At 52.1% G+C, this 24547-nt stretch carries 30 protein-coding genes and 1 pseudogene; 27 read left to right on the forward strand and 4 right to left on the reverse strand.

What is annotated here, in order from left to right; translation table 11 throughout:
• Window positions 1-25: 25 nt before the first annotated feature.
• The 11 genes from KGP26_RS28990 to KGP26_RS29040 all read left to right on the forward strand — a co-directional run bounded on the left by KGP26_RS28990 (window position 26) and on the right by KGP26_RS29040 (window position 5987).
• Window positions 26-376 (forward strand): conjugation system SOS inhibitor PsiB family protein, encoded by a 351-nt coding sequence (locus tag KGP26_RS28990; protein ID WP_223499819.1) that lies wholly within the window; start codon window positions 26-28, stop codon window positions 374-376.
• Window positions 373-693 (forward strand): theronine dehydrogenase, encoded by a 321-nt coding sequence (locus KGP26_RS28995; protein WP_223499818.1) that lies wholly within the window; start codon window positions 373-375, stop codon window positions 691-693. The genes KGP26_RS28990 and KGP26_RS28995 overlap by 4 nt, the downstream gene beginning before the upstream one ends.
• Window positions 694-794: 101 nt before the next feature.
• Complete coding sequence (locus KGP26_RS29000; protein WP_115160158.1) at window positions 795-1001, forward strand: hypothetical protein; 207 nt, start codon at window positions 795-797, stop codon at window positions 999-1001.
• A gap of 690 nt (window positions 1002-1691) precedes the next feature.
• Window positions 1692-2126 (forward strand): hypothetical protein, encoded by a 435-nt coding sequence (locus KGP26_RS29005; RefSeq protein ID WP_223499817.1) that lies wholly within the window; start codon window positions 1692-1694, stop codon window positions 2124-2126.
• A gap of 43 nt (window positions 2127-2169) precedes the next feature.
• Window positions 2170-2415 (forward strand): hypothetical protein, encoded by a 246-nt coding sequence (locus KGP26_RS29010; protein ID WP_223499816.1) that lies wholly within the window; start codon window positions 2170-2172, stop codon window positions 2413-2415.
• A gap of 92 nt (window positions 2416-2507) precedes the next feature.
• On the forward strand, window positions 2508-3329 hold the full coding sequence (locus KGP26_RS29015) for an N-6 DNA methylase (RefSeq protein ID WP_223499827.1): 822 nt from the start codon (window positions 2508-2510) through the stop codon (window positions 3327-3329).
• A gap of 126 nt (window positions 3330-3455) precedes the next feature.
• A complete protein-coding gene (locus tag KGP26_RS29020) occupies window positions 3456-3758 on the forward strand; it encodes a type II toxin-antitoxin system HigB family toxin (protein WP_050313120.1) in 303 nt (100 codons plus the stop codon).
• A gap of 4 nt (window positions 3759-3762) precedes the next feature.
• Window positions 3763-4122, forward strand: coding sequence for a type II toxin-antitoxin system HigA family antitoxin (locus KGP26_RS29025; protein WP_050313121.1), 360 nt, complete (start codon window positions 3763-3765; stop codon window positions 4120-4122).
• Window positions 4123-4862: 740 nt separating this feature from the next.
• Window positions 4863-5231: a hypothetical protein gene (locus tag KGP26_RS29030; protein ID WP_223499815.1), complete on the forward strand. Its 369-nt coding sequence runs from the start codon at window positions 4863-4865 to the stop codon at window positions 5229-5231.
• A gap of 59 nt (window positions 5232-5290) precedes the next feature.
• Entirely contained in the window at window positions 5291-5638 is a 348-nt protein-coding gene (locus tag KGP26_RS29035) for a hypothetical protein (protein WP_223499814.1), read from the forward strand.
• An 88-nt stretch (window positions 5639-5726) separates the two neighbouring features.
• Window positions 5727-5987 (forward strand): hypothetical protein, encoded by a 261-nt coding sequence (locus KGP26_RS29040; RefSeq protein ID WP_371822222.1) that lies wholly within the window; start codon window positions 5727-5729, stop codon window positions 5985-5987.
• Between the two features lie 46 nt (window positions 5988-6033).
• Here KGP26_RS29040 and KGP26_RS29045 read toward each other — a convergent pair whose 3' ends face one another.
• Both KGP26_RS29045 and KGP26_RS29050 read right to left on the reverse strand, forming a co-directional pair.
• Complete coding sequence (locus KGP26_RS29045) at window positions 6034-6201, reverse strand: hypothetical protein (RefSeq protein WP_223499813.1); 168 nt, start codon at window positions 6199-6201, stop codon at window positions 6034-6036.
• Between the two features lie 31 nt (window positions 6202-6232).
• On the reverse strand, window positions 6233-6493 hold the full coding sequence (locus KGP26_RS29050; RefSeq protein ID WP_223499812.1) for a hypothetical protein: 261 nt from the start codon (window positions 6491-6493) through the stop codon (window positions 6233-6235).
• 260 nt (window positions 6494-6753) lie between these two features.
• On the opposite strand from KGP26_RS29050, the gene KGP26_RS29055 reads away from it, so the two are divergent.
• Both KGP26_RS29055 and KGP26_RS29060 read left to right on the forward strand, forming a co-directional pair.
• Window positions 6754-7419, forward strand: a complete 666-nt coding sequence (locus KGP26_RS29055) for a hypothetical protein (protein ID WP_223499811.1) — start codon at window positions 6754-6756, stop codon at window positions 7417-7419.
• 65 nt (window positions 7420-7484) lie between these two features.
• On the forward strand, window positions 7485-8348 hold the full coding sequence (locus tag KGP26_RS29060; RefSeq protein WP_223538560.1) for an LPD29 domain-containing protein: 864 nt from the start codon (window positions 7485-7487) through the stop codon (window positions 8346-8348).
• A gap of 391 nt (window positions 8349-8739) precedes the next feature.
• On the opposite strand, the gene KGP26_RS29065 is transcribed toward KGP26_RS29060, so the two are convergent.
• Window positions 8740-9222, reverse strand: a complete 483-nt coding sequence (locus KGP26_RS29065) for a transglycosylase SLT domain-containing protein (RefSeq protein WP_223499808.1) — start codon at window positions 9220-9222, stop codon at window positions 8740-8742.
• 421 nt (window positions 9223-9643) lie between these two features.
• Here KGP26_RS29065 and traM point away from each other — a divergent pair, with 421 nt between their 5' ends.
• Window positions 9644-10039 (forward strand): conjugal transfer relaxosome DNA-binding protein TraM, encoded by a 396-nt coding sequence (gene traM, locus KGP26_RS29070; protein WP_223499807.1) that lies wholly within the window; start codon window positions 9644-9646, stop codon window positions 10037-10039.
• 237 nt (window positions 10040-10276) lie between these two features.
• Here the strand turns inward: traM and KGP26_RS29075 are convergent, their stop codons facing one another.
• Window positions 10277-11056 (reverse strand): helix-turn-helix domain-containing protein, encoded by a 780-nt coding sequence (locus KGP26_RS29075; protein ID WP_223499806.1) that lies wholly within the window; start codon window positions 11054-11056, stop codon window positions 10277-10279.
• Window positions 11057-11351: 295 nt separating this feature from the next.
• Here KGP26_RS29075 and KGP26_RS29080 point away from each other — a divergent pair, with 295 nt between their 5' ends.
• The 13 genes and pseudogenes from KGP26_RS29080 to KGP26_RS29140 all read left to right on the forward strand — a co-directional run.
• Window positions 11352-11510 carry a TraY domain-containing protein gene (locus tag KGP26_RS29080; protein WP_223538575.1) on the forward strand — a complete coding sequence of 53 codons (159 nt, stop codon included), beginning with the start codon at window positions 11352-11354 and terminating at the stop codon, window positions 11508-11510.
• Window positions 11511-11762: 252 nt separating this feature from the next.
• Window positions 11763-12092: a TraY domain-containing protein gene (locus KGP26_RS29085; RefSeq protein WP_245398332.1), complete on the forward strand. Its 330-nt coding sequence runs from the start codon at window positions 11763-11765 to the stop codon at window positions 12090-12092.
• 64 nt (window positions 12093-12156) lie between these two features.
• Window positions 12157-12507, forward strand: a complete 351-nt coding sequence (gene traA, locus KGP26_RS29090; RefSeq protein ID WP_223499803.1) for a type IV conjugative transfer system pilin TraA — start codon at window positions 12157-12159, stop codon at window positions 12505-12507.
• A 149-nt stretch (window positions 12508-12656) separates the two neighbouring features.
• Complete coding sequence (gene traL, locus KGP26_RS29095) at window positions 12657-12962, forward strand: type IV conjugative transfer system protein TraL (protein ID WP_065684418.1); 306 nt, start codon at window positions 12657-12659, stop codon at window positions 12960-12962.
• Between the two features lie 14 nt (window positions 12963-12976).
• Window positions 12977-13543, forward strand: a complete 567-nt coding sequence (gene traE, locus KGP26_RS29100) for a type IV conjugative transfer system protein TraE (protein WP_223499802.1) — start codon at window positions 12977-12979, stop codon at window positions 13541-13543.
• Window positions 13530-14186 (forward strand): hypothetical protein, encoded by a 657-nt coding sequence (locus KGP26_RS29105; protein ID WP_223499829.1) that lies wholly within the window; start codon window positions 13530-13532, stop codon window positions 14184-14186. The genes traE and KGP26_RS29105 overlap by 14 nt, the downstream gene beginning before the upstream one ends.
• Window positions 14186-19432: a conjugative transfer relaxase/helicase TraI gene (gene traI / locus KGP26_RS29110; RefSeq protein WP_223499801.1), complete on the forward strand. Its 5247-nt coding sequence runs from the start codon at window positions 14186-14188 to the stop codon at window positions 19430-19432. The genes KGP26_RS29105 and traI overlap by 1 nt, the downstream gene beginning before the upstream one ends.
• Window position 19433: 1 nt before the next feature.
• A complete protein-coding gene (traX, locus tag KGP26_RS29115; RefSeq protein ID WP_223499800.1) occupies window positions 19434-20171 on the forward strand; it encodes a type-F conjugative transfer system pilin acetylase TraX in 738 nt (245 codons plus the stop codon).
• A 213-nt stretch (window positions 20172-20384) separates the two neighbouring features.
• Window positions 20385-20852: a phospholipase D family protein gene (locus tag KGP26_RS29120; RefSeq protein WP_223538561.1), complete on the forward strand. Its 468-nt coding sequence runs from the start codon at window positions 20385-20387 to the stop codon at window positions 20850-20852.
• Window positions 20853-20997: 145 nt separating this feature from the next.
• Window positions 20998-21264: a replication regulatory protein RepA gene (locus KGP26_RS29125; protein WP_115160188.1), complete on the forward strand. Its 267-nt coding sequence runs from the start codon at window positions 20998-21000 to the stop codon at window positions 21262-21264.
• 272 nt (window positions 21265-21536) lie between these two features.
• Window positions 21537-22619: a Replication protein gene (locus KGP26_RS29130; protein WP_371822220.1), complete on the forward strand. Its 1083-nt coding sequence runs from the start codon at window positions 21537-21539 to the stop codon at window positions 22617-22619.
• Between the two features lie 992 nt (window positions 22620-23611).
• Complete coding sequence (locus KGP26_RS29135; protein ID WP_223499798.1) at window positions 23612-24106, forward strand: GNAT family N-acetyltransferase; 495 nt, start codon at window positions 23612-23614, stop codon at window positions 24104-24106.
• 144 nt (window positions 24107-24250) lie between these two features.
• Window positions 24251-24502: pseudogene (locus tag KGP26_RS29140) on the forward strand (transposase); the annotation flags it as partial.
• Between the last annotated feature and the right edge of the window lie 45 nt (window positions 24503-24547).

Here is a 24547-nt window from a genome sequence, read left to right on the forward strand (position 1 = left end):
GCCCGAAAGGGCGGCTGATAACACGATGACCAAAGAAGAAAAATTCACGTTAGCCAAGCTGCAAGCCTTTACCGCCACCGATTTTGAACAGTACCGCGAACGCGGCGAGGAGGCACGCTTGCGGTTATCCAGTGCGGTGATCGCAGCGCTGGGTTTGCCTGACTGCTGGCAGATCGATTGCGAACACCGGCAAGAATGGTGCGGGGTACAGGCATGGAGTAAGCGCTTTACCAATGTACTCTGCCAGTCATTTGAGTACGGGCAACCGCTATGGGCAATTGTCGGTGAAATGCATGGCGAGCTGGAAAACCGAACAGAGATAGAACAGTGGCTGGACGAGCTAATGTTGCCTAATAAACTGGAGGACCGGCGGTGAATGAATGGCGTTATTCGCTGCGGTGGGCGTACCCTCATCGACCTTGCCCCGGTGAAGAAATATTGGTGTTTGAAGATGTTCCTGCCGGTGCGCGTGCGCCAGCTAGTGTGATGGCCCTGTTTGTACCGGGGGGTGACTATGCTGTGTCTCTGGATTTTTTGGACGTGAAGCCTATACGCCGCTGGAGTCCGGAGCGCAAAGCACAAGCACGTCAGCGCAATCTCGAGCGCAGAGTGGTCAAAGCCGCGCCGTTGTTTGCTGATGAGCTGATAGCGCGCGAGCTGGAAAACCGGCCTGATTACTTCAAGGGAAAATGAATACTATACTGAATACAATGCTATTTTCAGTCGCTAAGAGGGAGGTGGGTATGTGGAAATACCTAAGACGTAAGATCGCAAACAACCCCAGAGTGCAAAAAATGTCGCCAGCACAGCGAAAAAGCGTTGGCGGGAAGTTCATTATCTATAGCACCCTGTTGTTGCTTATCCCATTCACCGGCATGCTGTTGTCATACAGTAGCGCACTGGTGCATATCACCTTTCAAGTGATCTGGGCCGTTTCCATGATCGTTGGTTGCGTGATTGCCTTTGAGTCTGAGCCTGAGTCGGGTACCAGGGCAAAATGACGTTGGCCAGGGCGGGAAGGTCAAGAACAGACGGCACCTGCGGTGCCGTTTTTTCCCGTACTTTCCTGCCTCATTCGTTTCTTCTCCTGGTGAACTGTTATCCCCGAATTGCTGTTTAAACCTCTCTTCTTCCTGAACAACACTCTTTACCTTGTCTTTCTCATTGTCATTTCTCCGATAGTTTCCATTCCATTCTGTTGGTGTCGCATCTCTCTGGCCCAAAATCAGGTCAACAGCAGTCTGGATACCTTCGGCTTCCAGGCTTTGCCTGGTCGTCACCCCTACTCAGCTAACCCGGCCAAAAAATGCCGGGCAAGCTTCGCCGAACCCCGCATAAAAAGCGGGTTTCGGGCCTGAAGGCTTGGGTCTGATATCTAACGACCAGGTCAAGGACTGCAGCTGACCGGTGGCCAGCGCGTTCACTGCCCCGCGGTAAAGCGGCAGGGCGCCAAGGACGTCCCGCCGTTCCGTCGTGCCGGGTGTGTTCATACTGTTGCCCCTGGTGATCCCTCTCTCGTTTAGTTCTTCGCGGATGGCTGTTTGTAGCACCATTCACGTTCAGAAAACAAAGGAAGGTAAACGCCGTAAACGGCCCTTTGTTTTCTGCCCATGCCTGTTGCTCCTTACGCCATTTGCCGCGTGAGACCTAACCGAAAGATGGACTAACTACCTGATAAGGGGAAAAACAGCATGAACACACAAAACGTCAACGTCAAAACCGCCACGCAAGATCCTCCCAAAAGATGGGTAAAAGACCAACGTGCTTTCGCCAATCAAGAGCTGGGCCGTTTTGTCGTGAAATACACCGCCTACAGCGCTCGTGGAGGCTTTAGCACTTGTCATCAGCATTTTCTCTTTGCAAAGAGCAGGCTGGATGCGGCTTTCAAATTCGGCTTGCTTGCGCCGATGGAAAGCAACTTTGTTGTGGATGCCGTGGAGGTGCAGGTGCCTATCCAAGACGTCTGTATCAGCAGCACCGGTTATCACTTTACCGTTGATGGCGATCTGTGGCGCTGTCTGGAAAACGGCGAGTTCGTGGAAGTGACAAGTGATGGCGATATCTGGAATGCCGATCGTACGTACACATTACCCCTCTATGGCCATTTGCAACAGTATCATTGTTAACAACACAGTGATTAGCATTTACCACCAAACAGGACAAAGCGAAATGAAAAAAACTAGCGGCAACGCCTCTGTTTCTAAGTCCCCTGCAAAGTGTTGGAGTCTTTGGCATCGTGCCGTAGATAGCGCACAAGAAGAGGTAGCAATGTCCGAACATGCCAACGATCACTATGGGGTAAGGTTCAACCGTCTTGACCGCATGCTGACTTGGTTGGTTGGTTTTACAAAGGGCTGGAAAATCGAGCGAAAAAAACAGGCGCTATTGAGCCTGAAAAATAACACGCATAGATGAAAAATCAGGGGTTTCCCCTGCCTTCTCAACCAAGCTGGTTTACCCCTGAGAAAGTTAGACCAGCTTTCAACGACCAACATGGAGATAAGCCTATGTCACAACTGAGTTTCACTGATTTGTGTAGCGCGTTTGAAAGCGTCCCCGTAAAAGCCAAGCCCACTCTGATCGAAAAACCTGCCCACCCCGTGCGCATGATCACCCCAGATGTGGCCCGAAAGCAGTTTATCAGTGCCTTTGCTCACACAGCGCAAAATATGCGGCGCTGGGACGTGTTTCGTGACTTCATAACACTGGCGGCCAGTGAGTTGGATATGGCTCGCATCCGAACGCCGGAGAACATCGAGAGCAGCCGCCGGATTTGCGACTGTTACACGGCTGCCGATCAGGACAATATGAACAAACTGTTTTGTCTGATGGTCACAGCCTTGGAAGGGGAGTTCCATGACTTTCTGGGATCGATATTCATGGAGTTGGAACTAGGCTCCGATAAGATGGGCCAATTTTTTACGCCGTATAATATCCAACTGATGATGGCGAAAATGTTAACAGGGGATATTGCGGCAGTCGTCCAGAAACAGGGCTGGATCGAACTGCATGAGCCAGCATGCGGCGCAGCGGGGATGGTGCTTGCCTATGCTCAATGCATGCTGGAAGAGGGGTTAAATCCTTCCGAACACCTGTATGTTGAGTGCATCGATATTGATCCTGTTGCCGCAGATATGGCTTTCATCCAGTTGAGCCTATTGGGGATCCCTGCCAGGGTGATCACCGGTGATGCGCTCACCATGAAATTCACCCGGGTTCGTTTTACGCCGCTTTATTATATCAACGGATGGAAAGACCGGCTGGCCCTGCGGCAGAAATGGGATGCGCTGGCAAAGGTTATGCAGCTGATGGCTAAAACGACGGTTTAAAACAGAAGTTTGAGATGTTATGCACGGCGGGAAGGGGAGAACCTCCCCGCTTTAATGCTGGGAAAATGAGTCCCGCAGTGGGACTGAAATCTTGATTAATCCCATTTTGGGACTATAATTAACAGAATGAAAATCATATCCGTTAAGACATTAAAAGATTTTTGGGATGAATATCCCGATGCCGAACAGCCGCTGAAAGCATGGGTGGATGAGGCCGTCAAAGCGAACTGGCGAACCCCGGCAGAAATTAAAGAACAGTACCGCAGCGCCAGCATTCTGAAGAACAGGCGGGTGGTATTCAATATCAAAGGAAACGACTACAGGTTAATCGTAGCGATTGCCTACCAGCGGGGATGGATGTTTGTGAAATTCATCGGCACGCACCGCAAATACGATGCCATCGATGCTGAAACTGTAGAACTGGAGTAGAACGATGCAAATCAAACCGATCCGTAACGAAGATGATTACAAGGCAGCCTTAAAGGCCGTTTCCCCTCTCTTTGACAACGAACCAGAAATGGATACGGCAGAAGGGGACTTCTTTGAAGTCATGTGCCTACTGATTGAAGAGTATGAGAAGAAGCACTATCCCATTGAGCCACCTCATCCCATCGAGGCGATAAAATTCCGGATGGAGCAACAGGGCTTGACGGTCAAAGATTTGGAGCCAGCGATCGGCAGGGCAAACCGTGTGTATGAAGTTCTCAACGGTACGCGAAAACTCACCTTGCCAATGATCCGTAACCTGCATAAGCAATTCAATATCCCGCTGGAAAGTCTGGTCGGCGTGTGATTTTCCACAACAGGCAGCCACAGGTGTAGAACATTCCTCCTGTGGTTGCTGCCCAGATCTACCCCTTTACGGCGCGAAAGCAAGGGCGGCAAAAAGCCAAGGAAAGGACAGCGCCTGCGGCGCCGTTCTTCTCTCTGCCGCTCCTGGATATCTTCCTCTTCCTCTTTGGTTTCCTTCCTGGTGACTTCTCTTCCCTGGTTATCTTCTTCTGTTCTCGATGGCCATGTACCTGGTGAACAAAAAGCTAAATCAACGGCAGTCTGGATACCTTCGGCTTCCAGGCTTTGCCTGGTCGTCACCCCTACTCAGCTAACCCGGCGAAAACATGCCGGGCAAGCTTCGCCGAACCCCGCATAAAAAGCGGGTTTCGGGCCTGAAGGCTAGGGTCTGATATCTAACGGCCAGGTCAAGGACTGCAGCTGGCCGGTGGCCAGCGCGTTCACTGCCCTGCGAAAAGCTGCAGGGCGCTAAGGTCGCCACGGCATTTCGCCGTGTCGGGTGTGTGCATATTGCTACTACCGTGTCAGTCACACCCGCTGAGTCCCTCGCCCCGCTAAAAACTACCTTCCAGGCGTCTGAAGTCAAATCTGTCGCCGGCACCCGTTCGCACTCCCTACGGTCGCTTGCGCTGCGGCTTTGTCGCCAAATTTGACTTCCTCCTCATCCCTGGAAGGTCAGTTTAGCGGTTGCGGCGAGGGGCTCAGTGGGATGTGACAATAAACACTAAGGGGAGAAATAACATGCACACACAAAACGTCAACGTCAACAGCGCGACGGAAGCTAGCAGGATATGTGAAAGGACAACACCTCGATTTGATGGTTTTGTCTGCAACATTCACTCACATCACCCGTTTGACGTGATCCGCGCTGACGTGGTGATCCAACGGCTGGAAAAAGAGGCCAATAAAGGGTGTGGCAGCTATTACGAAATTTACGAATCGCGCTTACTGGCCATGGCGATGAACTGGATGGAAAGATTACCGCTAACAGATCGCCCGGTGTTTATGGGGGCGGCAACGAAGCGGGGGATCATGCTGACACTGGCCGAAGAACAACGCGCACAGGCCTCAAGTGATGAACTGATGGCCGAGCTGGCCGCCGATTACTGATTTTTTTTAACCCGGTGGCGGCGTATTGCTGCCACCCCTCACTAGAAGGAAAAAGCACCATGTATTTAAATCTGACCGAGTCTTGCGCCACTCTGGGTATGAATGCCAACGCGGAAGCCGAGCGCGCCTATTGGCAGAGCCGTGAAAAAGCAGCGGTGAAAAAGCCGGTTGAAATTGACGTTCATCGGTTCCATGACGCGCTGGGCATGATGTCCCCGCTTAACTGGTCATGCAGCGAAAACGGTGAGTGTGAAACGTTTATGTTGGCTGAGATGTATTGCGGCAACGTTACCGAAATTTACACCCGGATCGGAGTTCGTTACTTCGAGATGCGGGATCACAGAGACCTGAGCCACGCGAAAATTCTGGCCAGCGTTAAGGAGGAATTTGGTTTACGCCAGAAATGAAAAAAGCAGGGTTTCCCCTGCCTTCTCTAGCTGGTTTACCCCTGAGAAAGCTAGACCAGCTTCCAATAATCAACATGGAGATAAAGCCATGAATATTGAAGTCTCAATCATTGCACCATCTGCGCTGTATGTAAAGCAATTGGAGATCCAAAACGAGCAACCGAAAAAACAGGTTCGTATTCTGCGCGATGACATTGCCGCCAGTGACCTTACTCCTGAAATGCGCGCCTGGGGCCGTCATATCGCTCGCTGTCGTCACAAAGGCCGCTCTGTTAGGGTTCCCGCGATGTGTGGGAGCGAGTGGGGGCAACTTCTACGTGCGCTTGAACTAAAACGGGCGCTTGTCTGATTTAACGTGCCGCCCCTAAGTGGGCGGTTTTTTTCCCGGCTATGCATCACAAGTTTGGAATGGTGCCAACGTCGGCGCCGCAAAAACCATAATAAGCAACTGCTGCGGCTGCGCCGCCGCCGTGGCTTCTTTTACTGCATTTTCTCAGCGTATGGCGGGCTGGCTTGCACTGAATTGAACACAAGGTATTGATATTAAGTTTCTTCCTTTTCATCAAACTACTTTCCTTTGTAATACCACATAGTTTAATCAACAGATGCATGGCCAAAAATCAGGTCAACGGCGGTTTGGCCCCCTTCGGCTTCCTGGCTGCGCCAGGTCGTCACCCCGACTGCGCTAGCCCGGCATGAAGACGCCGAGCAAGCTCCGCCGAACCCCGCAAAAGCGCGGGTTTCGGGCCTGACGGCTAGGGTATGATGGCTAACGGCCAGGTCAAGGGCTGCAGCTGGCCGGTGGCCAGCGCGTTCACTGCCCTGCGAAAAGCTGCAGGGCGCTAAGGTCGCCACGGCATTTCGCCGTGTCGGGTGTGTGCATATTGTTACTACCGTGTCAGTCACACCCGCTGAGTCCCTCGCCCCGCTAAAAACTACCTTCCAGGCGTCTGAAGTCAAATCTGTCGCCGGCACCCGTTCGCACTCCCTGTGGTCGCTTGCGCTGCGGCTTTGTCGCCAAATTTGACTTCATCCTCATTCCTGGAAGGTGAGTTTAGCGGTTGCGGCGAGGGGCTCAGTGGGATGTGACAATAAACACTAACGGGACAAATAACATGCACACACAAAACGTCAAGGTCAACAGCGCGACGGGGACTAGCAGGATATGTGAAAAGGCAACCCCTAAATTCATTCCGTCACCCTATGAAAAGGGTGTCTCGATCAGGGAAGATATCTTTAATAAACAGTTTAAGGTGCTTGTTAGAGGCCTGGCTACGTTCCCAAATGATGCGGCATTTGAGAAAAAACAGATCAGTTTCTACGTACTTACAGCATCAACAATTACGGATGCCGTAAATCAGGTAAATAAAGTACACAGTGAAAACGCCTGGCAGTACAAGGATGCGGACGTACTGGGTGATACAACAGTTCTGGATTATTTGGCTCAGTACGTCCAAATTACGGACCGCAATGGGAGGGCGGTATTGGGTGGGACGATAGGTACCAAAATTGAGTGGTGTGAACCGATAAAAACAACGGGAGAAATTGAGGTTCTGACCACGAAAGTGAAAAGAACAAATTACGCCGCCAGGGATGAGCTTAACGCAGGAAACCTAAGTAAAGCGGATGAATTATGGTTAATCGCCGAAGTAATGACATTGGAAATTGTTGCTCCGATCTATAGGGGGCATCCTGAGATAGTACAGATATTCGATGAAATTTACCGCCGTGAATGTGCAGACTTCATCGAAGAGGAAGCACAGATGTTTGCGACAGAGTGATCATTAAACAATGTAATCAACGGCCCGTTCCTGAGAAAGCAGGCCAATAAATAGGAGATAAAGCCATGGGTGTTATGAAAATTGGGATCGAAAAAAAGGTGGTTGTAGTCGGGCAAGTTGTCAGCACAAGTCTATATGGTCTCGGTCGTGGTGTCATATACATGATCCAGGGTAAACAAAGTCCGGAAACAGTAACCCATCGTTTGGGCGGTGTAATGGCAACAGGTGGTAACGCAACTTTTGATATTGCTTTTGAGTGTGGGACAATGACGCATCAATTACATGAGTGCATTTTGTATGGAGTTCAGTGGACGATCCATGATGAAGTTCTGGGCCAAGATGAAGTCCTGCGAATTTTAAGCAATGCGCGCGATGAAGAAGAAAGGAGAAACACAGAAAAAAAACGGGCTCAAAAAGCATTTCAAGATGAAGTTGAACGCATAAAAAAAGCTCCTGAATATATCGGGCTTTCACAAGAACAAAAAGGAATTACTCAAGTTACTGCTAATGTTCGGAAGGAGTTGAAAAAAGCATGCCCAGGCGTAAAGTTTAGTGTCCGCAAAAGGCATACTTCTAGTGTCAATATTAGTTGGACAGATGGCCCTAAAGAGGATGAGATTAAAGCCATTATTGGTAAGTATAAAGATGGCCACTTTAACAGCATGGAAGATATCTATGAATATTGTGAGTCCCCGTTCAATAAAGTTTATGGCGGTGTTAATTATCTTTTCACAAAGAGAGAGTATAGCGACGCTCTAACAGAGAAAGCCATCCAGGAATTCAATGTCAAGTTTGGCGATCGATTTGAGAATGTCAACATTGAACGCTATAAATCTGGTGAGCTATGGCGTGTGGGTTTTCGTGATTTTTGGCATGGTCATGGTGTCGAAGATGAAATAAACAGAATGAGAGCGCAGTTGACCGCCTAATCAGTTCAACCCATGAATGAGGAGGGCACCTCCTCGTTCCGGTTTTTTTATGATGTAGAATTGCATTTCTGTAATACTTCTCGGCGTCCCTTTAAAGTGATACCCCCGTTGAGAGAGTATCAGTTTATTCCCCTCCCACCCGGATGAAAATAACAAAAATTTTCATCCTGCCGCTGCCCCAGAGGGGCTCCCTGGCTTGCACGATGACAATGAAAAACCTATTGTCATCGTCTGAGAATGTGCTGTTGGCATGATAACTTATCCACATATACACAATCGATATTCTTTCACCTTGTAGAGGTGAAGGAATCGCTCACGTTCATTCCACCCTAATGAAAGGATAGTATTTCACTGGCTTTATCTCATGTGCATATGTGGATAAGAGAATGTGCTAATTTTTAGCTATCGGATAAGTAAGAGGCTTTTTCTTGTTAAGCTTAATTGTTTTGTAAGTTCTATGGATTTTTTCTGCATATATGTATCTACGGTATGCTTGCTTCGGAGAGTCTTTAAAACCTGCATTATATGCACCAACAGAAACCCAGGAAACTCCCCATTTTTTGAAAGCTATAGCAAGATAAAAGGCACCTGTATAGATGTTAAGACAGGCATCATTTTTTAAATGATGTCTCGTTATGCCATAGCTATAGAGCTCTTGATCATGCTGTGAGTTAATTTGCATGATACCAGTGTCAACACTAGAATCATAATTATTACCTACGGCATATTGATTGAACTTGGACTCATTCCAGGCTATTGCGCGGAGTAAGTCTGGATCGATTTTGTAATCCCTTCCTGCCAAATCAAAACAATCCGATGCGTTTACCATGCCTGAAAAAAGCAGAGATACAGTCAAAGCGGCCATTTTATTCATATACTTCCTCCGGTCTGATTTCTAGGTAGTATTTTAATCTATACAAGTTCGCAGTTCAATATATATGCACTCTTCACCACAAAAATCACCACACCCCACGCAAAATTTACTTTTTGCTGATTTGGTTGTTGAAACAGTGGGTTAGGAATTATTAATTCCGTTCGATTCCAATGTGGAAGTCTAAATATATCGCCAACGAATCTAAGCGACTCGTCTATGACTCTGTGAAAAGTCGTAGACGAATCGATTTTTATAAATCAGACTGTTAGTGCGAATTGACCCTAGAGTCGACCCCTGCTACGATTCGCTACATGACTTGCTGTATATCTAGATTCGACTTGCGATTCGATTTTTTGGCGATTCGTCATGTTTTTGATATTTCAGTGTCAAATAAAACCACAATAATATAAGGAAAGGTGCCGTGGCTAAGATCCAAGTGTACGCCAGCGATGACGTGGCAGACAAGATAATGGCAATAGTAGAAAAACGCCGTCAGGAAGGTGCTAAGGATAAAGATGTCAGTTTTTCGAGTGTCACCACGATGCTCATTGAACTGGGGCTTAGGGTCTATGAGGCCCAGATGAACAATAAAGAGACAGGATTCAATCAGGCCCTCTTTAATAAGACGTTGCTGGAGAATGTGCTGAAATCGCAGATGGCGACAAGTAAGCTTTTAGGCATGGTGTCTCTCAGTCCATATTTAGAAGGGAACGAGAAGTTCATATTTAAAGATATGGTCACAACAATCCGCGAAGATGTAGACCAAATTGTATCAAACTTCTTCCCTAAAGATGAGGGTGGTGAAGATGATGTTTGATTGATGTAATAAATTTAATAATGCTGGCTCATTATCATTTAATCTGGGTTTCAGGTTCGGTGAGAATCACCTAATGTGGGTTGAAAACCGCCCTTGATTGCAGGTCGGGCGGTTTTCGATGTCAGGCCGTTACAGTTAACAATTATTAAAAACTACGTGAAATCACTCAAGCGTAGAATTCGTGTAAAACCAGTAGATGGCGCAGGTTCTTCATTCTTTATATTTACCCTTGTTGAATTAATTAAAAAATAAAGTTGATAATAATAGTGATGATATAATGAATGGTTTTGCTGGTTTCTCTATTAATTTTACATCATAGTTTAAAATCATATCGCCGATATTTTTTTCATAATGGTTCAGTTGCCCCGTTAAAATTATTATGTTGCTATAGGAGGCCGTTTTTTCTCTTAACTTTTTGACTACGCTTTCAGATGTTTCACCAAAATCAAGCAACCAATCAAGTATATATGCTTCATACTGATTATTGCTTAGAGCCTCAATAATTTCGGTTTTATTTTGATACGTATCTGCTTCTATCCCATATCGGGCTGTAACTAGCTTAAGAAGTTCAAGAGTATCACGGTCGTTGTCTAATAATGCAATTTTTGGAGCTGGCAAGAAGTCTATTGAATTGACCTTGTATATTTCCACATCAAGAGGGTTCTCATTTTTTGTGCTAATTACAAAAAGACCGTCTTTTTTCACCGCATAAGTCTCATTTTCCTCGGTATTAATCACTGGGCTATCATTAACCTCTATAACGCATCGCTTGTGGATGTTGTTCATAATAAAAACACAATTATGTACCCTTTGCCCTTCAAAAGGCTCATTGAAATATTTGAATATATTTCTTACCTCCTCGAGTGTTATACCCCTCTTGCCATCTAGCTTTTGTTTGGCGCTGTTGTACTGCAGCCCCAGTATTGTTGCCATTGTCGACGCATGCTTTCTGTACCCGACACCTTTTTGGGTTAGCAGGTTACTGATTTTTTCTATGTAATTTATATTTTTTTTCATGCGCTTAAGACTCTTCCTGTTTCGTTTTTGAGCACTTCCTGAGCATAGATGCTCATACAGGCACTAGCATCAGGCATTACCTTACACCTGCATCATAGGTGAAATGGGAACCAATATGTGCTTTATGAGTATGATTTATATTAATATTCTCAAAACAGGCTCAAATTAATAGAAAAAAACACTCAAAAGATCTTCACATGTTTGTAAGTTTATGTTTAATTACCACTCATACCTTTAGTTTCAGTTTGGAATTACAACTATGACTGATGAACAATGGAAAGCAGTACAGCTTGTGATGAGATTGAGTCCCAACGTAAATCGTCTGCTTACCGAGTCGGCTCTACGAACAGGACGCAGTAAAACACAAGAGGCTTTACTCCGTTTAACTGACCATCTCATTAACTTCGAAGATATTGCGTCTGAAGGTAAAAGATTCTTAAGGAACGATAAGTAATTAATTTTTCGTGGCAAACAACCATGGCCTTTTGCAGTGCCAGGGAATCTATTTAATTTAACTTGAAATAATTAAAAATAAGAGTTTGCTGAATGAGTGGTAATTAAATTATTACTTTTATGTTAAAGGGCGGGGCCTTTGGGACAAACGTCCGGAGGTGCTTCTGAGTTATGATCACCTTGTGTCAAAAACAGAATGGAGGGGGTTGTGAGGAGATATAGCAGCGCTCCTGCTCTTGGGAAAACGGTAAGAGTGAAACTTGATACGGCAACGGAAGATTTATTAAGCGCTGCCGTTCAACGTAGTGGGAGAAGCCGGGGGTTTGAGGTGTTCTTCCGTGTGCGAGATCACCTTAACCGTTTTCCGATGTTCAGCGTCATGGAAAGCCCGGATTTTTCACGGAAGCACTATGCCACCGTCAGGTTTGATGATGAAACAAACCTTAAACTCATCAACGCGAAAAATCGCAGTGGCTGGTGTAAATCCTATGAGGTACGGGAACGGCTTCACGATCATCTGAAGAAGTTTCCCGATTTTTACAATGCAGAAATGGTGGAGGTGATACCCAATAATTTCAACTGAGGTAATGAAGTTTGTAATTTCAACCGCTTTTTAAATCTAACTGTTATGTTGAAGGAATAATGAAATGACAGAAATCTCTGTGATGAATGCAGCACAGGCACCCGCTGCTAAAAAGAAATTCAGTAAAGTTGGTCTTCTCAAAGCGCTGAAGTTCGCACTGCCGATTGCGGCGGTGTCGGCTGCCTTCCCAGAAACGGTGATGGCAGCTGGAGCCGGTAAAGACCTGATGGCAAGCGGCGACGGTACCGTTAAGAGCACCTTTGGGTCCGGTTCAAGCGTGGTGAAATGGGTCATCCTGGCCGAGGTGCTGGTCGGGGCGGTGATGTATATGACCACCAAGAACCTCAAGTTCCTTGCCGGCTTCGCCATTCTGTCGGTGTTTGTCGCCATCGGTATGTCTGTCGCCGGGTATTAATTCCGCGTTAGTGGAAGTAGAAAGCGTCCCTGCTTATTAATTTTTTTTAATTTCGAATGCGTTTATTCGCGTTCACGGGATTGCTTTGCCTGAATTCTGGTGGGCAGAGATTTCGCGGCTGCCCACCAGTTACCCGGAGGCCTATTTAAATGGCAGACGAGTCTCTCAAAAAATACCGATTCCCCGAAACGCTCACCAATCAAGGGCGCTGGTTTGGTCTGCCTGTGGACGAACTCATCCCGGCCATTATTTGCCTGGGATGGGGGATCTGGTCGCAGCATTACCTTTTGGGGATTGTCGCGGGCGTCCTGGCGTATCTGGCCATTAAGAAACTGAAAAAAGGGCGTGGCAGTACATGGCTGCGGGACCTGGTGTACTGGTATATGCCGACTTCCCTGTTGAGGGGCATTTTCCACGACGTACCAGACTCCTGCTATCGGCAGTGGATCAAATAGACAGGATTATTCAGATGGATCATGGAGCACGCCTCAGTACACAGCGCGTTATCGCCATCGGGTTTCTCTCGCTGGGGACGCTATTGCTGCTGAGCCTCAGTACCAACGTCATTCAGGGGATTAATAATTATCGCCTGCAGAACGAACAAAAGGTGGCGGTTACGCCGATGCTCTACAACGCACCGTTCGCCGTATCACAGAATCAGGCCGATGCATCGTACCTGCAACAAATGGCCCTCTCTCTCATTGCCTTGCGCGTCAACGTCACGCCGGAAACCGTGGATGCCTCACACGAACAACTGCTGATGTATGTCCGTCCGGCGTCCCAGAATGCGTTAAAAATCAAACTGGCAGAAGACGCCACGCGGATCAAGGACAACAACGTTAACTCGGCCTTCTACATGACCAGCGTGAAGGTGTATCCGGGCAGCAGCCGCGTTGACGTTCGCGGACAGTTGAAGACCTGGATTGGCGATTCCAAACCTTACCCTGAGCTGAAGCAGTACGTCTTGCAGTTCGAACGCCAGGACGGGGTTAGCTGGCTGGTTCACTTCGGAGAAATTAGCGATGCACAAAAATAGCCGTATTACGCTGGGCAAGGACATGGAGCGCGTGACGCTTGTCAGCTACTCCGACATCCAGACGCTGCCGGATCTCTCCTGTTATGTCACGCTACCGGGACCCTATCCGGCAGTGAAGATGGCCCTGAAGTACCAGCCACGACCGAAGGTCGCACCCGAATTCATCCCGCGCACCCTGGATGAGCAGGCGGATGCGCGTCTGAACCTCGCCCTGGCCGCACGCGAAGACGAATCTCGCAGTCTGGCAGTGCTGTTTACGCCGGATATTCCGGTTGAAGCGGTTGTGTCAGTGGTAGCCAGCGCACCTCCCGCGCCTGTGGACGTCCCTGTCGCGCCGGTTGCCCCTGCTGCGCCCATGGAGCGCCCAGCGACGAGTGGCGCACCTGCGGCTACATCCGGTTCATCGGCAGCAGCGGTGGGCGTTGGCGGTACCGAGCAAGAGCTGGCCACCAAAGCCGAAGACGCTGAAAAGTTGCCGCCCGGTATTGATGTCAGCGGCGAAGTGGTGGACTGGGATGCCTTTGAAGCCTGGCAGGCTGAGCAAGATAGGCTGTCAGGGAAGGATATGCAGCGCCGTGAAGAGGTGAACATCAATGTGCATCGTTCGCCTGAAAAAGACCTCGAACCAGGAGATAACCTCTGATGTTAAGTCTGGCGACAGTAAAATCGGCCGGCAGCGCCGGAAACTACTACACCGACAAGGATAACTACTACGTCATTGGCAGTATGGGAGAACGCTGGGCGGGCGAGGGGGCTGCTGAGCTGGGGCTTAAAGGGGAAGTGGACCAGAAAACCTTCACCCAGTTGCTGGAAGGCCGCCTGCCGGACGGGAGTGATCTCAGCCGTATGCAGGAGGGTGCCAACAAGCACCGACCGGGCTATGACCTGACCTTCTCAGCCCCCAAAAGTATTTCAGTGATGGCCATGCTCGGCGGCGACACACGGCTGATTGACGCACACAACCACGCGGTGGATACCGCTGTGAAGCAGGTGGAGGCACTGGCCTCGACGCGGGTGATGACCGACGGTAAAAGTCAGACCGAGTTGACCGGCAATCTGGTGATGGCGCTGTTTAACCACGATACCAGCCGTGACCAGGAGCCGCTGTTGCACACCCATGCCGTGGTGGCCAACCTCACCCGGTACGGTGATGATTGGCGGACGCTCAGCAGCGATAAGGTCGGCAAAACCGGCTTCATCGAAAACGTGTACGCCAACCAGATAGCCTTCGGCAAAATTTACCGCGCCACACTGCATCAGGATGTCACGGCGCTGGGCTATGAGACGGAGGTCGTGGGGAAGCACGGCATGTGGGAGCTGAAAGACGTACCGGTCGTCGAATTCTCCAGTCGCACTCAGGCGATTAAGGAGGCCGTAGGGGAAGATGCATCGCTAAAATCACGCGACATGGCCGCGCTGGATACGCGGCGCCCGAAAGAAAAGGTCGATCCAGAGCAACGGATGAGCGAGTGGATGCACACACTGAAAGCCACCGGCTTCGATATCCGGGGCTACCGCGAGGACGCTGACCAGCGTGCGCAGGCGGGTGACATCCCGGCCCCGTCCGTGGAGGCCGTCGACATCAGTGCGTCGGTCGGCCTGGCCATCGGCATGCTGAGCGACCGGCGGGCGCGCTTCACTTACTCTGAACTGCTGGCTACCACAATCGGTCAGTTGCCCGCGCAGCCGGGGGTAGTGGCGCAGGCGCGCGAGGGCATCGAGTCGGCGATTAAAAACGAACAGCTTATTCCGCTCGATAAAGAAAAAGGCCTGTTCACCTCAAACATTCATGTGCTCGACGAACTGTCGGTGGCGGCCCTGACCCGCGACCTGCAGCGGGCCGGGCCGATTGATACCTTTGCGGATAAAGCACAGCCCCGAACCCGAGCTTACTCTGACGCGGTCAGTGTGCTGGCGCAGGACCGTCTGCCGGTGGCGATTGTGGCCGGTCAAGGGGGGGCCGCTGGCCAGCGTGAGCGTGTAGCAGAGCTGGCCATGATGGCGCACGAACAGGGGCGTGAGGTGCAGATAGTGGCGGCAGATCGCCGCTCGGCCCGCAGCCTTGCGCAGGATGAGCGCCTTGGCGGGGAGCACATTACCGACCGGCGGGCACTGACGGAGGGGATGACATTTTTGCCGGGCAGCACGCTGATTGTCGACCAGGCCGAAAAGCTGACGCTCAAAGAGACGCTGACGCTGCTCGATGGTGCCCTGCGTCATAACGTGCAGCTATTGATGACCGACAGCGGGCAACGCAGCGGCACCGGCAGCGCCCTGACAGTGATGAAAGAAACGGGCGTGAATACGCTGAGCTGGCAGCAGGGGGAGAAAACCCGGGTGGACGTCATCAGCGAGCCTGACCGGCGTCAACGTTATGACCGGCTGGCCACCGACTTTGCCCGCAGTATACGGGCGGGAGAACACAGCGTGGCACAGGTCACTGGTGCCCGCGAACAGGCGGCGCTCACAGGTGCGGTGCGTGATGCCCTGCGTGCAGAACGCGTGTTGGGCGAGAAAGAGCACACCATCACCGCGCTCGAGCCGGTGTGGCTGGACAGTCGCCATCAGCAGGTGCGCGACCACTACCGCGACGGGATGGTGATGGAGCGTTGGGATGCTCAGGCGCGACGTCATGAAAGGTTTGTGATTGACCGCGTTACCGCCCGTAATAACAGCCTGACGTTGCGCAATGTGCAGGGTGAAAGTCAGGTGATCCGGCTGGCATCGCTCGACAGCAGCTGGTCGTTGCTTCGTGCCACGCAAATCCCGGTGTCGGAAGGGGACCGACTGGCGGTGCTGGGCAAAACGCCAGGCGCACGGCTTAAGGGTGGCGATACCGTGACCGTCACCGGCTTTGATGATAAAGGCATAGCCGTGACCCTTCCCGGTCGCAAGGGAACGGTGACGCTGCCGTCCGGAGACAGCCCGTTTACGGCGCCGAAAGTCGGGCAAGGCTGGGTGGGATCGCCCGGGCGCAGCGTGAGTGATAACGCCACGGTCTTTGCCTCGCTGAGCCTGCGGGAGATGGACACCACCACCCTCAACAAGCTGGCCCTGAGCGGTCCGCAGGTGCGGCTGTACTCGGCGCAAACCGAAGCGAAAACCACGGAGAAACTGGCCAGACAGTCGGCCTTTAGCGTGGTGTCGGCACAAATCAAGGAAGCCGCCGGGCATGACAGACTGGAAGAGGCGCTCACACACCAGAAAAACGCGCTGCACACCCCGGCTCAGCAGGCCATTCATCTGGCCATCCCGGCACTGGAAAGTCGCAACCTTGCCTTCACAAAACCGCAGCTGATGGCGGAGGCCAGCGAGGCAGCGCCGACAGGGCCAGGACTGGCGGCGATTGAGCGGGAGATAGACCAGCAAACCCGGGAGGGTTCGCTGATGTCGGTGCCGGTCTCACCGGGGAACGGTCTGCAACTGCTGGTTGCCCGTGCATCCTATAACGCTGAGAAAAGCATTATCCGCCATGTGCTGGAAGGTAAGGATGCCGTTGCGCCGTTGATGCATCGTGTACCAGTGGCGCAGATGGAGGGGCTTACATCCGGGCAACGCAATGCCACGCGGATGATCCTGGAGTCCTCCGACCGTTTCACCCTGGTACAGGGCTACGCCGGGGTGGGGAAAACGACCCAGTTCCGGGCGGTAATGTCGGCTATCGGCACACTGCCGGAGGAGCAGCGGCCCCGCGTCATTGGCGTGGCACCCACCCACCGAGCCGTGAGCGAAATGCGCGATGCCGGCGTGCCGGAGTCGCAGACGCTCGCTGCGTTTATTCACGACACGCAACAGCAGCTGCGCGGCGGCGAAAAGCCGGATTTTCGCAACGTGCTGTTCCTGGTGGATGAAAGCTCAATGGTCGGCAATGCCGATATGGCCCGGGCCTATGGCCTGATCGCTGGGGGCGGCGGAAGGGCGGTGTCCAGTGGCGACACCGATCAGTTGCAGTCCATCGCACCTGGCCAACCGTTCCGTCTGCTGCAAAACCGCAGCGCCATCGACGTCGCGGTGATGCAGGAGATCGTTCGCCAGACTCCTGCCCTGAAACCGGCGGTCTACAGTTTGATTGACCGGGACATCGACAGCGCCCTCAACACCATTGAGCAGGTGGCACCCGCACAGGTGCCGCGTCAGGCGGGTGCCTGGCAGCCGGAGAGTTCGGTGGTGGAGTTCGGCGCGGCGCAGGAGAAGGCCATCGAGAAAGGTCTGGCCGACGGGAGCCTGACGCCCGGCGCACAGCCCGCCACCCTCTATGAAGCCATTGTACGGGACTACACCGGGCGCACACCGCAGGCGCAGGCACAGACCATCGTGGTGACGACCCTGAACGCCGACCGGCGGGCGCTGAACGCGCAGATACATGAGGCTCGTCAGGCGGCCGGTGAACTGGGTGAGCAGGAGGCCCGACTACCGGTACTGACCTCCGCCAACCTGCGTGACGGTGAGCTGCGTAAAATGGCCACCTGGCAGGCGGCGCAAGACAATCTGGTGCTGCTGGACAACACCTACTATCGGATTGACAGCCTGGATAAGGATGGGCAGTTGGTCACCCTGAAAGATGAACAGGGCAACACCCGCTCGCTGTCGCCCACCCAGGCTGCGACAGAGGGGGTGACGCTGTATCGCCCGGATACTCTCACTGTATCGCCCGGCGACCGGATGCGTTTCTCCAAAAGCGACAATGAGCGTGGTTTTGTGGCCAACAGCGTCTGGACAATATCCGAGATTGACGGTGACAGGGTCACGTTGACAGACGGGCAGCAGACCCGGACGGTGAACCCCGCTGCCGAGCGGGCAGAACAGCATATCGACCTAGCCTACGCCGTCACTGCACACGGGGCGCAGGGGGCCAGTGAGCCGTTTGCGATTGCCCTGCTGGGCACGGAAGGGGCACGAAAAGCCATGGCGAGCTTCGAATCGGCCTACGTGGCGCTGAGCCGTATGAAGCAGCATGCGCAGGTGTATACCGACAACCGTGCGGCCTGGGTTGAGGCGATGGGAAAATCCCGCGCCCGCAGTACGGCGCATGACATTCTGGAGCCTCGCGGTGATCGAGCAGTCAGTAATGCCGAGCGTTTGATGGGCACGGCAAAGCCGCTGGGAGAGGTGGCAGCTGGACGCGCAGTGCTGCGCCAGGCCGGATTGTCGCCGGACGGGTCGATGGCGCGTTTCATCTCGCCTGGCCGTAAATATCCGCAGCCGCATGTGGCTTTGCCTGCCTTTGACGGCAACGGTAAGCCGGCAGGTATCTGGCTGAGTTCGCTGATGCCCGTTGAGGGTGAAGTGCGGGGCTTAACGGACGAAGGCCGCGTGATGGGCAGTGAGGCAGCCACCTTTGCCGGCCTGCAGGTGAGCCGTAACGGGGAATCACTGCTGGCGGCCGATATGCCGGCTGCGCTGAAGCTGGCGCGGGAAAATCCACACAGCGGCGTGGTGGTGCGTCTGCCTGGCAGCGAGGGGCGTCCCTGGAACCCCGGTGCCATCACCGGGGGCCGGATCTGGGCTGATGGCGTATCGGACGATGTGGTCACCGGCTCACAGCATGGCGAAAAGCTGCCGCCAGAGGTGGTGGCGCAGCAGGCGCAGGCCGAACAGCAACGCCGCGAAATGGAAGAACGGGCCGCGCAGGCGGTACGGGAAATGGCGCGCAGCGGTGATAAGGGCAGAGAAGGAACAGACCCGGTACGGGAAGTGGCGCGTGAACTGGAAGGGACGCAGGAACCCACCCCTGACGCGGTCAGGGTACCGGACAATCATGAGGAGCGCCGCCGCGATGACGCGGTGGCACAGGTGGCACATGAGAACGTGCAACGTGAACGCCTGCAACAGATGGAACGCGAGGTGGTGCGTGACCTCGACCGGGAAAAAACACTGAGCGGAGACTGAGATGCGGGCAGAGGATAACGTGTTCTTCCCCCTGGTGGTGGTTACAGACAACTGGCTGCAACGGTTGCTGATCTGGACACCGGGGCAAACCGACCTGATTAAAACCGTGGCGCTGCTACTGATGGTGGCAGACCACACCAGCCTGCTGTTCGGGCTCGATAACGACGCACTACGGCTACTTGGACGGGGTGCTTTCCCGCTGTTCGGCCTGGTCTGGGCGATGAATCTGGCCCGCCATCCTCGCATCCGTCAGTCGTCGCTGAACCGGTTGTGGGGGTGGGCTGTGGTGGCACAGGGCGGCTGGATACTCGCCGGGCTGCAGCCGTATGAGGGCAATATCCTGTTTGCCTTTGCGGTCAGCGGGCAGGCGCTGGCGCTGATGCAGCAGCACGGTCCCCGCGTGTGGCCGCTGTCGCTGGGACTGGTTCTGGTGTGGTATCCCTTTTCGGGCGGCAGCTATGGCCTTGCCGGCATCATGATGCTGTTACTGGCCTGCGGGGTGTGCATGACGGCCAGGCGCACCACGCGCACCGGACTGGCGTGCTGTCTTGCGCTGGTGATGCTGGCGCTGAACGCCAGCGACGGTGCGGCGATGGTGATAGCGGGGCTAGTGATACCGGGCGTCATCCTGACAGTGCTGAGCCGCTCCTGTCGTCTGGTCACCCGCTTCCGGCCCCGGGAATTTTTTCCGCTGTTCTACACCGTACATCTGGCGGTATTGGGACTGATTGCGATGTAACGCAACGGCCAGAAAGATAGGGTACACCATCCTGACGCCTTCGCGTTGCTCCGTTGTCCAACCCCGGAAAAGAGGAAAAACAAGTTTTCTTCTCTTCCGGGGTTTCAGTTGGTACTTCAATAACAAGAGGTTCTCATGGAATTGTATTTCGTCAGCAGACGGTCATTGCCCAGCCTGGTGTGTCTGACCTTGTTGAGCGGGCCCCTACTCGTAATGCAACCTGCTAGTGCTACCGTCGAAGCCGCGTTTACCCCCGGGCAGGCGCAGACCCTGGTACTTGATTCGTTGGCGCAGTCCAGGAGTAGTATTGAGTTGGCTGCATACAGCTTTACCTCAAAACCGGTGGCGCTGGCTCTGGTGGATGCGCAGCAGCGTGGTGTCCAGGTACGCGTATTGGCAGACGATAAAGACAGCCGTGCTCCGTACAGTGCTGTGACTTTTCTGGCCAATCAAGGGGTCCCCGTTCGCTTGAACAGTAAATATGCTAAGCAGCATTCGAAATTTGTGGTGGTTGACGGGCGGACGGTCCAGACCGGTTCTGCGAACTACACAGCATCAGCGTTCAGTCGCAATGCCGAGAATGTGGTGGTGATCCGCGACGAAACAGCTGTGGCGCGCGCCTACCAGCAGGAATTTGAACGCCTTTGGGCTGAAGGCACACCGCTAAATTCGAATTACTGATCCTTTCTTCAAGCCATCAGATCTGCAGAACATCATTGCTCATGCGCCAACATGAGTCGCAGATCACGATCATTTGCTGCTAACTGTCGGAAACTGTAGTAGTCTTTGCCTAATCGATCCTTTTTAGATCCTTGGGGAGGCGGAGATGTCACAGGCGATAGGTATTGTTACTCCTTCATCGAATGCAAAACGTGTGTATCGTAAAGGTAACCCTTTGAGTCCTGCAGAAAAGCAGCAAGCATCCGTAGCTAGAAAGAAATCAACCCATAAAGAAGTTAAGATATTTGTACGGAAGCCACTGAAGGATCATTTGATCGATCTATGTGAAGAGTATGGGTTGACTCAAGCTGAGTTGATCGAACGCTTGATAGAACGTGAAGTGGAACGCAAAGAATGTTTGGTAATGGGGTGACCTTCTTGATCGTTGGTTCACTCAGTGCTAATGTGCTGATCGTTTAAATATTTTTAGGTTGGCCACGCCAGTATGGTGGCAGGGACAGAAGACGTTGAGCAAGTTCTCCGGATTCTGAAAAGCAAAAACCCCGATAATCTTCTCTAACTTGGCGGTCGGAAAGATTAACGGGGCTCACTCAAAACTGTATAGAAGCGTTGCTCTATGCAGGGAGTATAGAATTGTGCCAAAAAAAATTCAACTCCTATCGTGCAGCATAAGCGCAGGGCTATTTGACTAGCCTGAATTACGCGTCTGATGCTCCGATAATCGAACCCAATCGTACCCGCCGCGGGGAGGCTAATGCCTTACGCAAAGGGACGTCTAAAATCCATCGCCGCTATCAGCCAGGGCTGAGATGTGCCGTACCGCGTGGCATGGCGTCGAAAGTGGTCGCCCGTGTCAGCAGTCACAATTGGCATCGCAACCCCGACCTGGTCGAGCTGCGTCAAAATGGGTATGTTCCGTATACCAAACGCAACGATCCCTATTACGTTCCCAAACCGATGCGCGTTCACGCACGTTCCGAGGCCTGTGAGGCGCTGACGGCTCTGTCACAGGTGATGGCGGCCAACTGCGACTTTAACCCGGACAGCGACTATCCTTTCGAAATCATGGCTCCGATGGAGCAATTGGCGCATTACATGGGTGTCTTGCATGTCTACGACAGTGGGCGCAAAGCCTATGATGTGGCGCTTAATGCACTGTCGGTGATGGAACAGCTGCAGTACGCGATCGTCCTGCATGGCAAAGATACCGACAGTGGGCAGAACAAGCCGTTGCGTGTCTGGCTCAGTGAAAGATTCTTCACTAGCCGTGGTATTGCCGTCGATGAAATCCGTCAGTGGCTCGGCCAATTCCGTACCTGGGCGATCAAGAACGGCCTGACGGAAACGTTGCGCACCAAATATGAGCGCCATTTACTGCGTATCGAGCACATTGGTATCGATATCAAGAACCGTCACTCCTTGCGTAACCGGCTCAAGCAGATCCGACGTTGGGTGGTCAACCCGGATTTGGCTCGCAAGAAAGAGCAGGTGGTTGGCCAGCTCGAAGATGCTCTCGATACGCTTGAGCAAGGTGATCGTCTCGATCTGCTCCTGGACGGTCTACAGAGCAAAATCAAAGCTGATGGCAAAGGCCACAAAAAGGCCCAGAACCTGATGTATCAAGCTTATGTCGCCTGGTCGAACAAAACCATGCGTCACGAGGTCGTGCAGCTGGAAATGGCGCTCCAGCGCGATAATCCGGGGCTGCTTCACAGCGATCCGGAAGCCTATTATCAACGACTGCTGGAACGCGCCGGCAAACTCTAGTCACCAAAAACCCAGACTGAAAAAACCGTGTCCAGCCCGACGCGGGTTTTGTGCTGCCTGGCGTTCAGGAATTGCTGTTTTTGCAAGGGATGTGGGCGCCGGTGATGGCGAAAATGAGGCGGGTTGGCCATCCTCTTCCGGATCCAGATATTCGGGAGCGTTAACAACAGCAGTTAATTTCGAAGAAGACAGTTAATTTCGAACCATAACGTACTGATATCCTTATTTTCGAACGTTAATCCATAACAAAATAAGCCTTTTAAAAAAGGGGATGTCATCGCGCTCAACAGCGCTCGATGATACCTCCTTCGCTTTGCTCAGGCAGAACACCCCTGGAAAATCAAATACCGAGCAAACACGCAGCTCTTGTAACAAGAACCCCACCGGCTACGCCGGTAAAGTAGCTCCCGCTAAAGCGGGCCATGTCGCTGAGTCTAATTGCTCGATAACAGTAAACCATTGTGGTCAAAACACATCGTCGCCAGCCTCGGCTACAAACAACTCCCCACCCACTGCAAAGCCGCCGCCGCCCCGGCCAAAGGCCGGGAACAGCAGTGGCTTTGAAATGGGTGTTGTAACTAATAATCGAGTGGCTGAAGGAAGTGTTGCGGGAGCTTTAGATTACACGCTCGTAAGCGGCCCTAAAGGCCCGCTAACGCGGAGATACGCCCCGGCGGCGGCTACGCCTTGCCGTGCCCACTCCGACCGCGCAAAAAGAGTTTAGTGGAGCTATTAGTGGGTTTGGCTCTACAGGGCGAGGGGTAGTATAGGTGAAACCTATCAAACCGGAACCGGCTACGCCGGGCTATCGGCGCCAATTATCAGCAGAGTTATAGGTAATACCTGCTGGCGCCTTCATGCCGCTATGCGGCATTCAGAAGACCGGCTGCGCACTGCTCGCCAGTCCGGATTGTACGTTATATAAACGACTGTGCTTATAAACACTTGTGTGATATACCCGTAAAATAAGCATCATTAAAAGGGACATATTAATGAATGATTTTTATACAAAAATGATTTCGCTGTCAGACATTCCATTTTTCATGAGTGAATGTGAAGACAGCGCAAGAAATGGACATTTACATCAGGAGCTCCTGATACCGAAAAGTAACAAGATTTTTGAAAAACAGATCCGCCAAGTCATTCAAATGAATGATTCTGGCCAGTACACCGGTCATACCATTCTCATGCTGCTCCGCAAATCGGATGACAGTAAAGTGGGTTTCTTATGGCTATGCGCAGCGCAGGATTTGGCTGGCAGACCATGTACCGAAATCCGGATAATCAACATCACAAAATCAATGCGGGGTAAAGCATGTGGTACCCGACTGCTTTCCATCGCACTCGATGAATATCGTTCTCATATCGTAACGGCCAAGTGTTATCCGGGATCAGTCCAGATGGCAGGGATGCTTAAGCGGCGAGGCTTTGACGTTATGGGAACGTCTGAAAGAGGCTCTGAGTTTCTTTGCCTGGAGTCAGAATAAACGACGGACGATCGCCACAATGTTACTAAGGGACTACATGGGGTCAGTTTGGACATCGGAAATTTGACCCTACCCCAACATCCTGCTCCATTCAGAAACAGAATTCCGGCATGATAAACACTCCCCTGAGTGGAGGTTGTGCCGATGAAAAAGTCACGATTCACCGAAGAACAGATTGTCTTTGCCCTGAAACAGGCCGAGCTGGGTACATCGGTGCCTGAAGTCTGCCGTAAACTGGGTATCTCTGATGCCACCTTTTACACGTGGCGTAAAAAATACGGCGGGATTTCCCCTTCAGAGCTGAAGCACATGCGGCAGCTCGAAGAAGAAAATCTCAGGCTGAAGAGGCTGGTTGCTGATCTGAGCCTCGACAAGGCGATGTTGCAGGATGGGCTCTGTCGCGTTAAGGCGGCGTCAGGTAATATGCTGTTTTTTTTGTAA

It is taken from the genome of Serratia sp. JSRIV002 (assembly GCF_019968725.1).
GTDB classification, from domain to species: Bacteria; Pseudomonadota; Gammaproteobacteria; order Enterobacterales; family Enterobacteriaceae; genus Chania; species Chania fonticola_B.

Bases quoted from the DNA above. Each gene is read 5' to 3' on its own strand.
- KGP26_RS29105 (WP_223499829.1), top strand. From the start codon at position 13,530: ATGCACAAAAATAGCCGTATTACGCTGGGCAAGGACATGGAGCGCGTG.
- KGP26_RS29020 (WP_050313120.1), top strand. From the start codon at position 3,456: ATGAAAATCATATCCGTTAAGACATTAAAAGATTTTTGGGATGAATAT.
- KGP26_RS29000 (WP_115160158.1), top strand. From the start codon at position 795: ATGTCGCCAGCACAGCGAAAAAGCGTTGGCGGGAAGTTCATTATCTAT.
- KGP26_RS29080 (WP_223538575.1), top strand. From the start codon at position 11,352: ATGAGATTGAGTCCCAACGTAAATCGTCTGCTTACCGAGTCGGCTCTA.
- KGP26_RS29040 (WP_371822222.1), top strand. From the start codon at position 5,727: ATGAATATTGAAGTCTCAATCATTGCACCATCTGCGCTGTATGTAAAG.
- traE (WP_223499802.1), top strand. From the start codon at position 12,977: ATGGATCATGGAGCACGCCTCAGTACACAGCGCGTTATCGCCATCGGG.
- KGP26_RS29025 (WP_050313121.1), top strand. From the start codon at position 3,763: ATGCAAATCAAACCGATCCGTAACGAAGATGATTACAAGGCAGCCTTA.
- KGP26_RS29015 (WP_223499827.1), top strand. From the start codon at position 2,508: ATGTCACAACTGAGTTTCACTGATTTGTGTAGCGCGTTTGAAAGCGTC.
- KGP26_RS29030 (WP_223499815.1), top strand. From the start codon at position 4,863: ATGCACACACAAAACGTCAACGTCAACAGCGCGACGGAAGCTAGCAGG.
- KGP26_RS29060 (WP_223538560.1), top strand. From the start codon at position 7,485: ATGGGTGTTATGAAAATTGGGATCGAAAAAAAGGTGGTTGTAGTCGGG.
- KGP26_RS29125 (WP_115160188.1), top strand. From the start codon at position 20,998: ATGTCACAGGCGATAGGTATTGTTACTCCTTCATCGAATGCAAAACGT.
- KGP26_RS29135 (WP_223499798.1), top strand. From the start codon at position 23,612: ATGAATGATTTTTATACAAAAATGATTTCGCTGTCAGACATTCCATTT.
- KGP26_RS28990 (WP_223499819.1), top strand. From the start codon at position 26: ATGACCAAAGAAGAAAAATTCACGTTAGCCAAGCTGCAAGCCTTTACC.
- traL (WP_065684418.1), top strand. From the start codon at position 12,657: ATGGCAGACGAGTCTCTCAAAAAATACCGATTCCCCGAAACGCTCACC.
- traA (WP_223499803.1), top strand. From the start codon at position 12,157: ATGACAGAAATCTCTGTGATGAATGCAGCACAGGCACCCGCTGCTAAA.
- KGP26_RS29010 (WP_223499816.1), top strand. From the start codon at position 2,170: ATGAAAAAAACTAGCGGCAACGCCTCTGTTTCTAAGTCCCCTGCAAAG.
- traX (WP_223499800.1), top strand. From the start codon at position 19,434: ATGCGGGCAGAGGATAACGTGTTCTTCCCCCTGGTGGTGGTTACAGAC.
- KGP26_RS29045 (WP_223499813.1), bottom strand. From the start codon at position 6,201: ATGAAAAGGAAGAAACTTAATATCAATACCTTGTGTTCAATTCAGTGC.
- traI (WP_223499801.1), top strand. From the start codon at position 14,186: ATGTTAAGTCTGGCGACAGTAAAATCGGCCGGCAGCGCCGGAAACTAC.
- KGP26_RS29005 (WP_223499817.1), top strand. From the start codon at position 1,692: ATGAACACACAAAACGTCAACGTCAAAACCGCCACGCAAGATCCTCCC.
- KGP26_RS29075 (WP_223499806.1), bottom strand. From the start codon at position 11,056: ATGAAAAAAAATATAAATTACATAGAAAAAATCAGTAACCTGCTAACC.
- KGP26_RS29065 (WP_223499808.1), bottom strand. From the start codon at position 9,222: ATGAATAAAATGGCCGCTTTGACTGTATCTCTGCTTTTTTCAGGCATG.
- KGP26_RS29120 (WP_223538561.1), top strand. From the start codon at position 20,385: ATGCAACCTGCTAGTGCTACCGTCGAAGCCGCGTTTACCCCCGGGCAG.
- KGP26_RS29055 (WP_223499811.1), top strand. From the start codon at position 6,754: ATGCACACACAAAACGTCAAGGTCAACAGCGCGACGGGGACTAGCAGG.
- KGP26_RS29035 (WP_223499814.1), top strand. From the start codon at position 5,291: ATGTATTTAAATCTGACCGAGTCTTGCGCCACTCTGGGTATGAATGCC.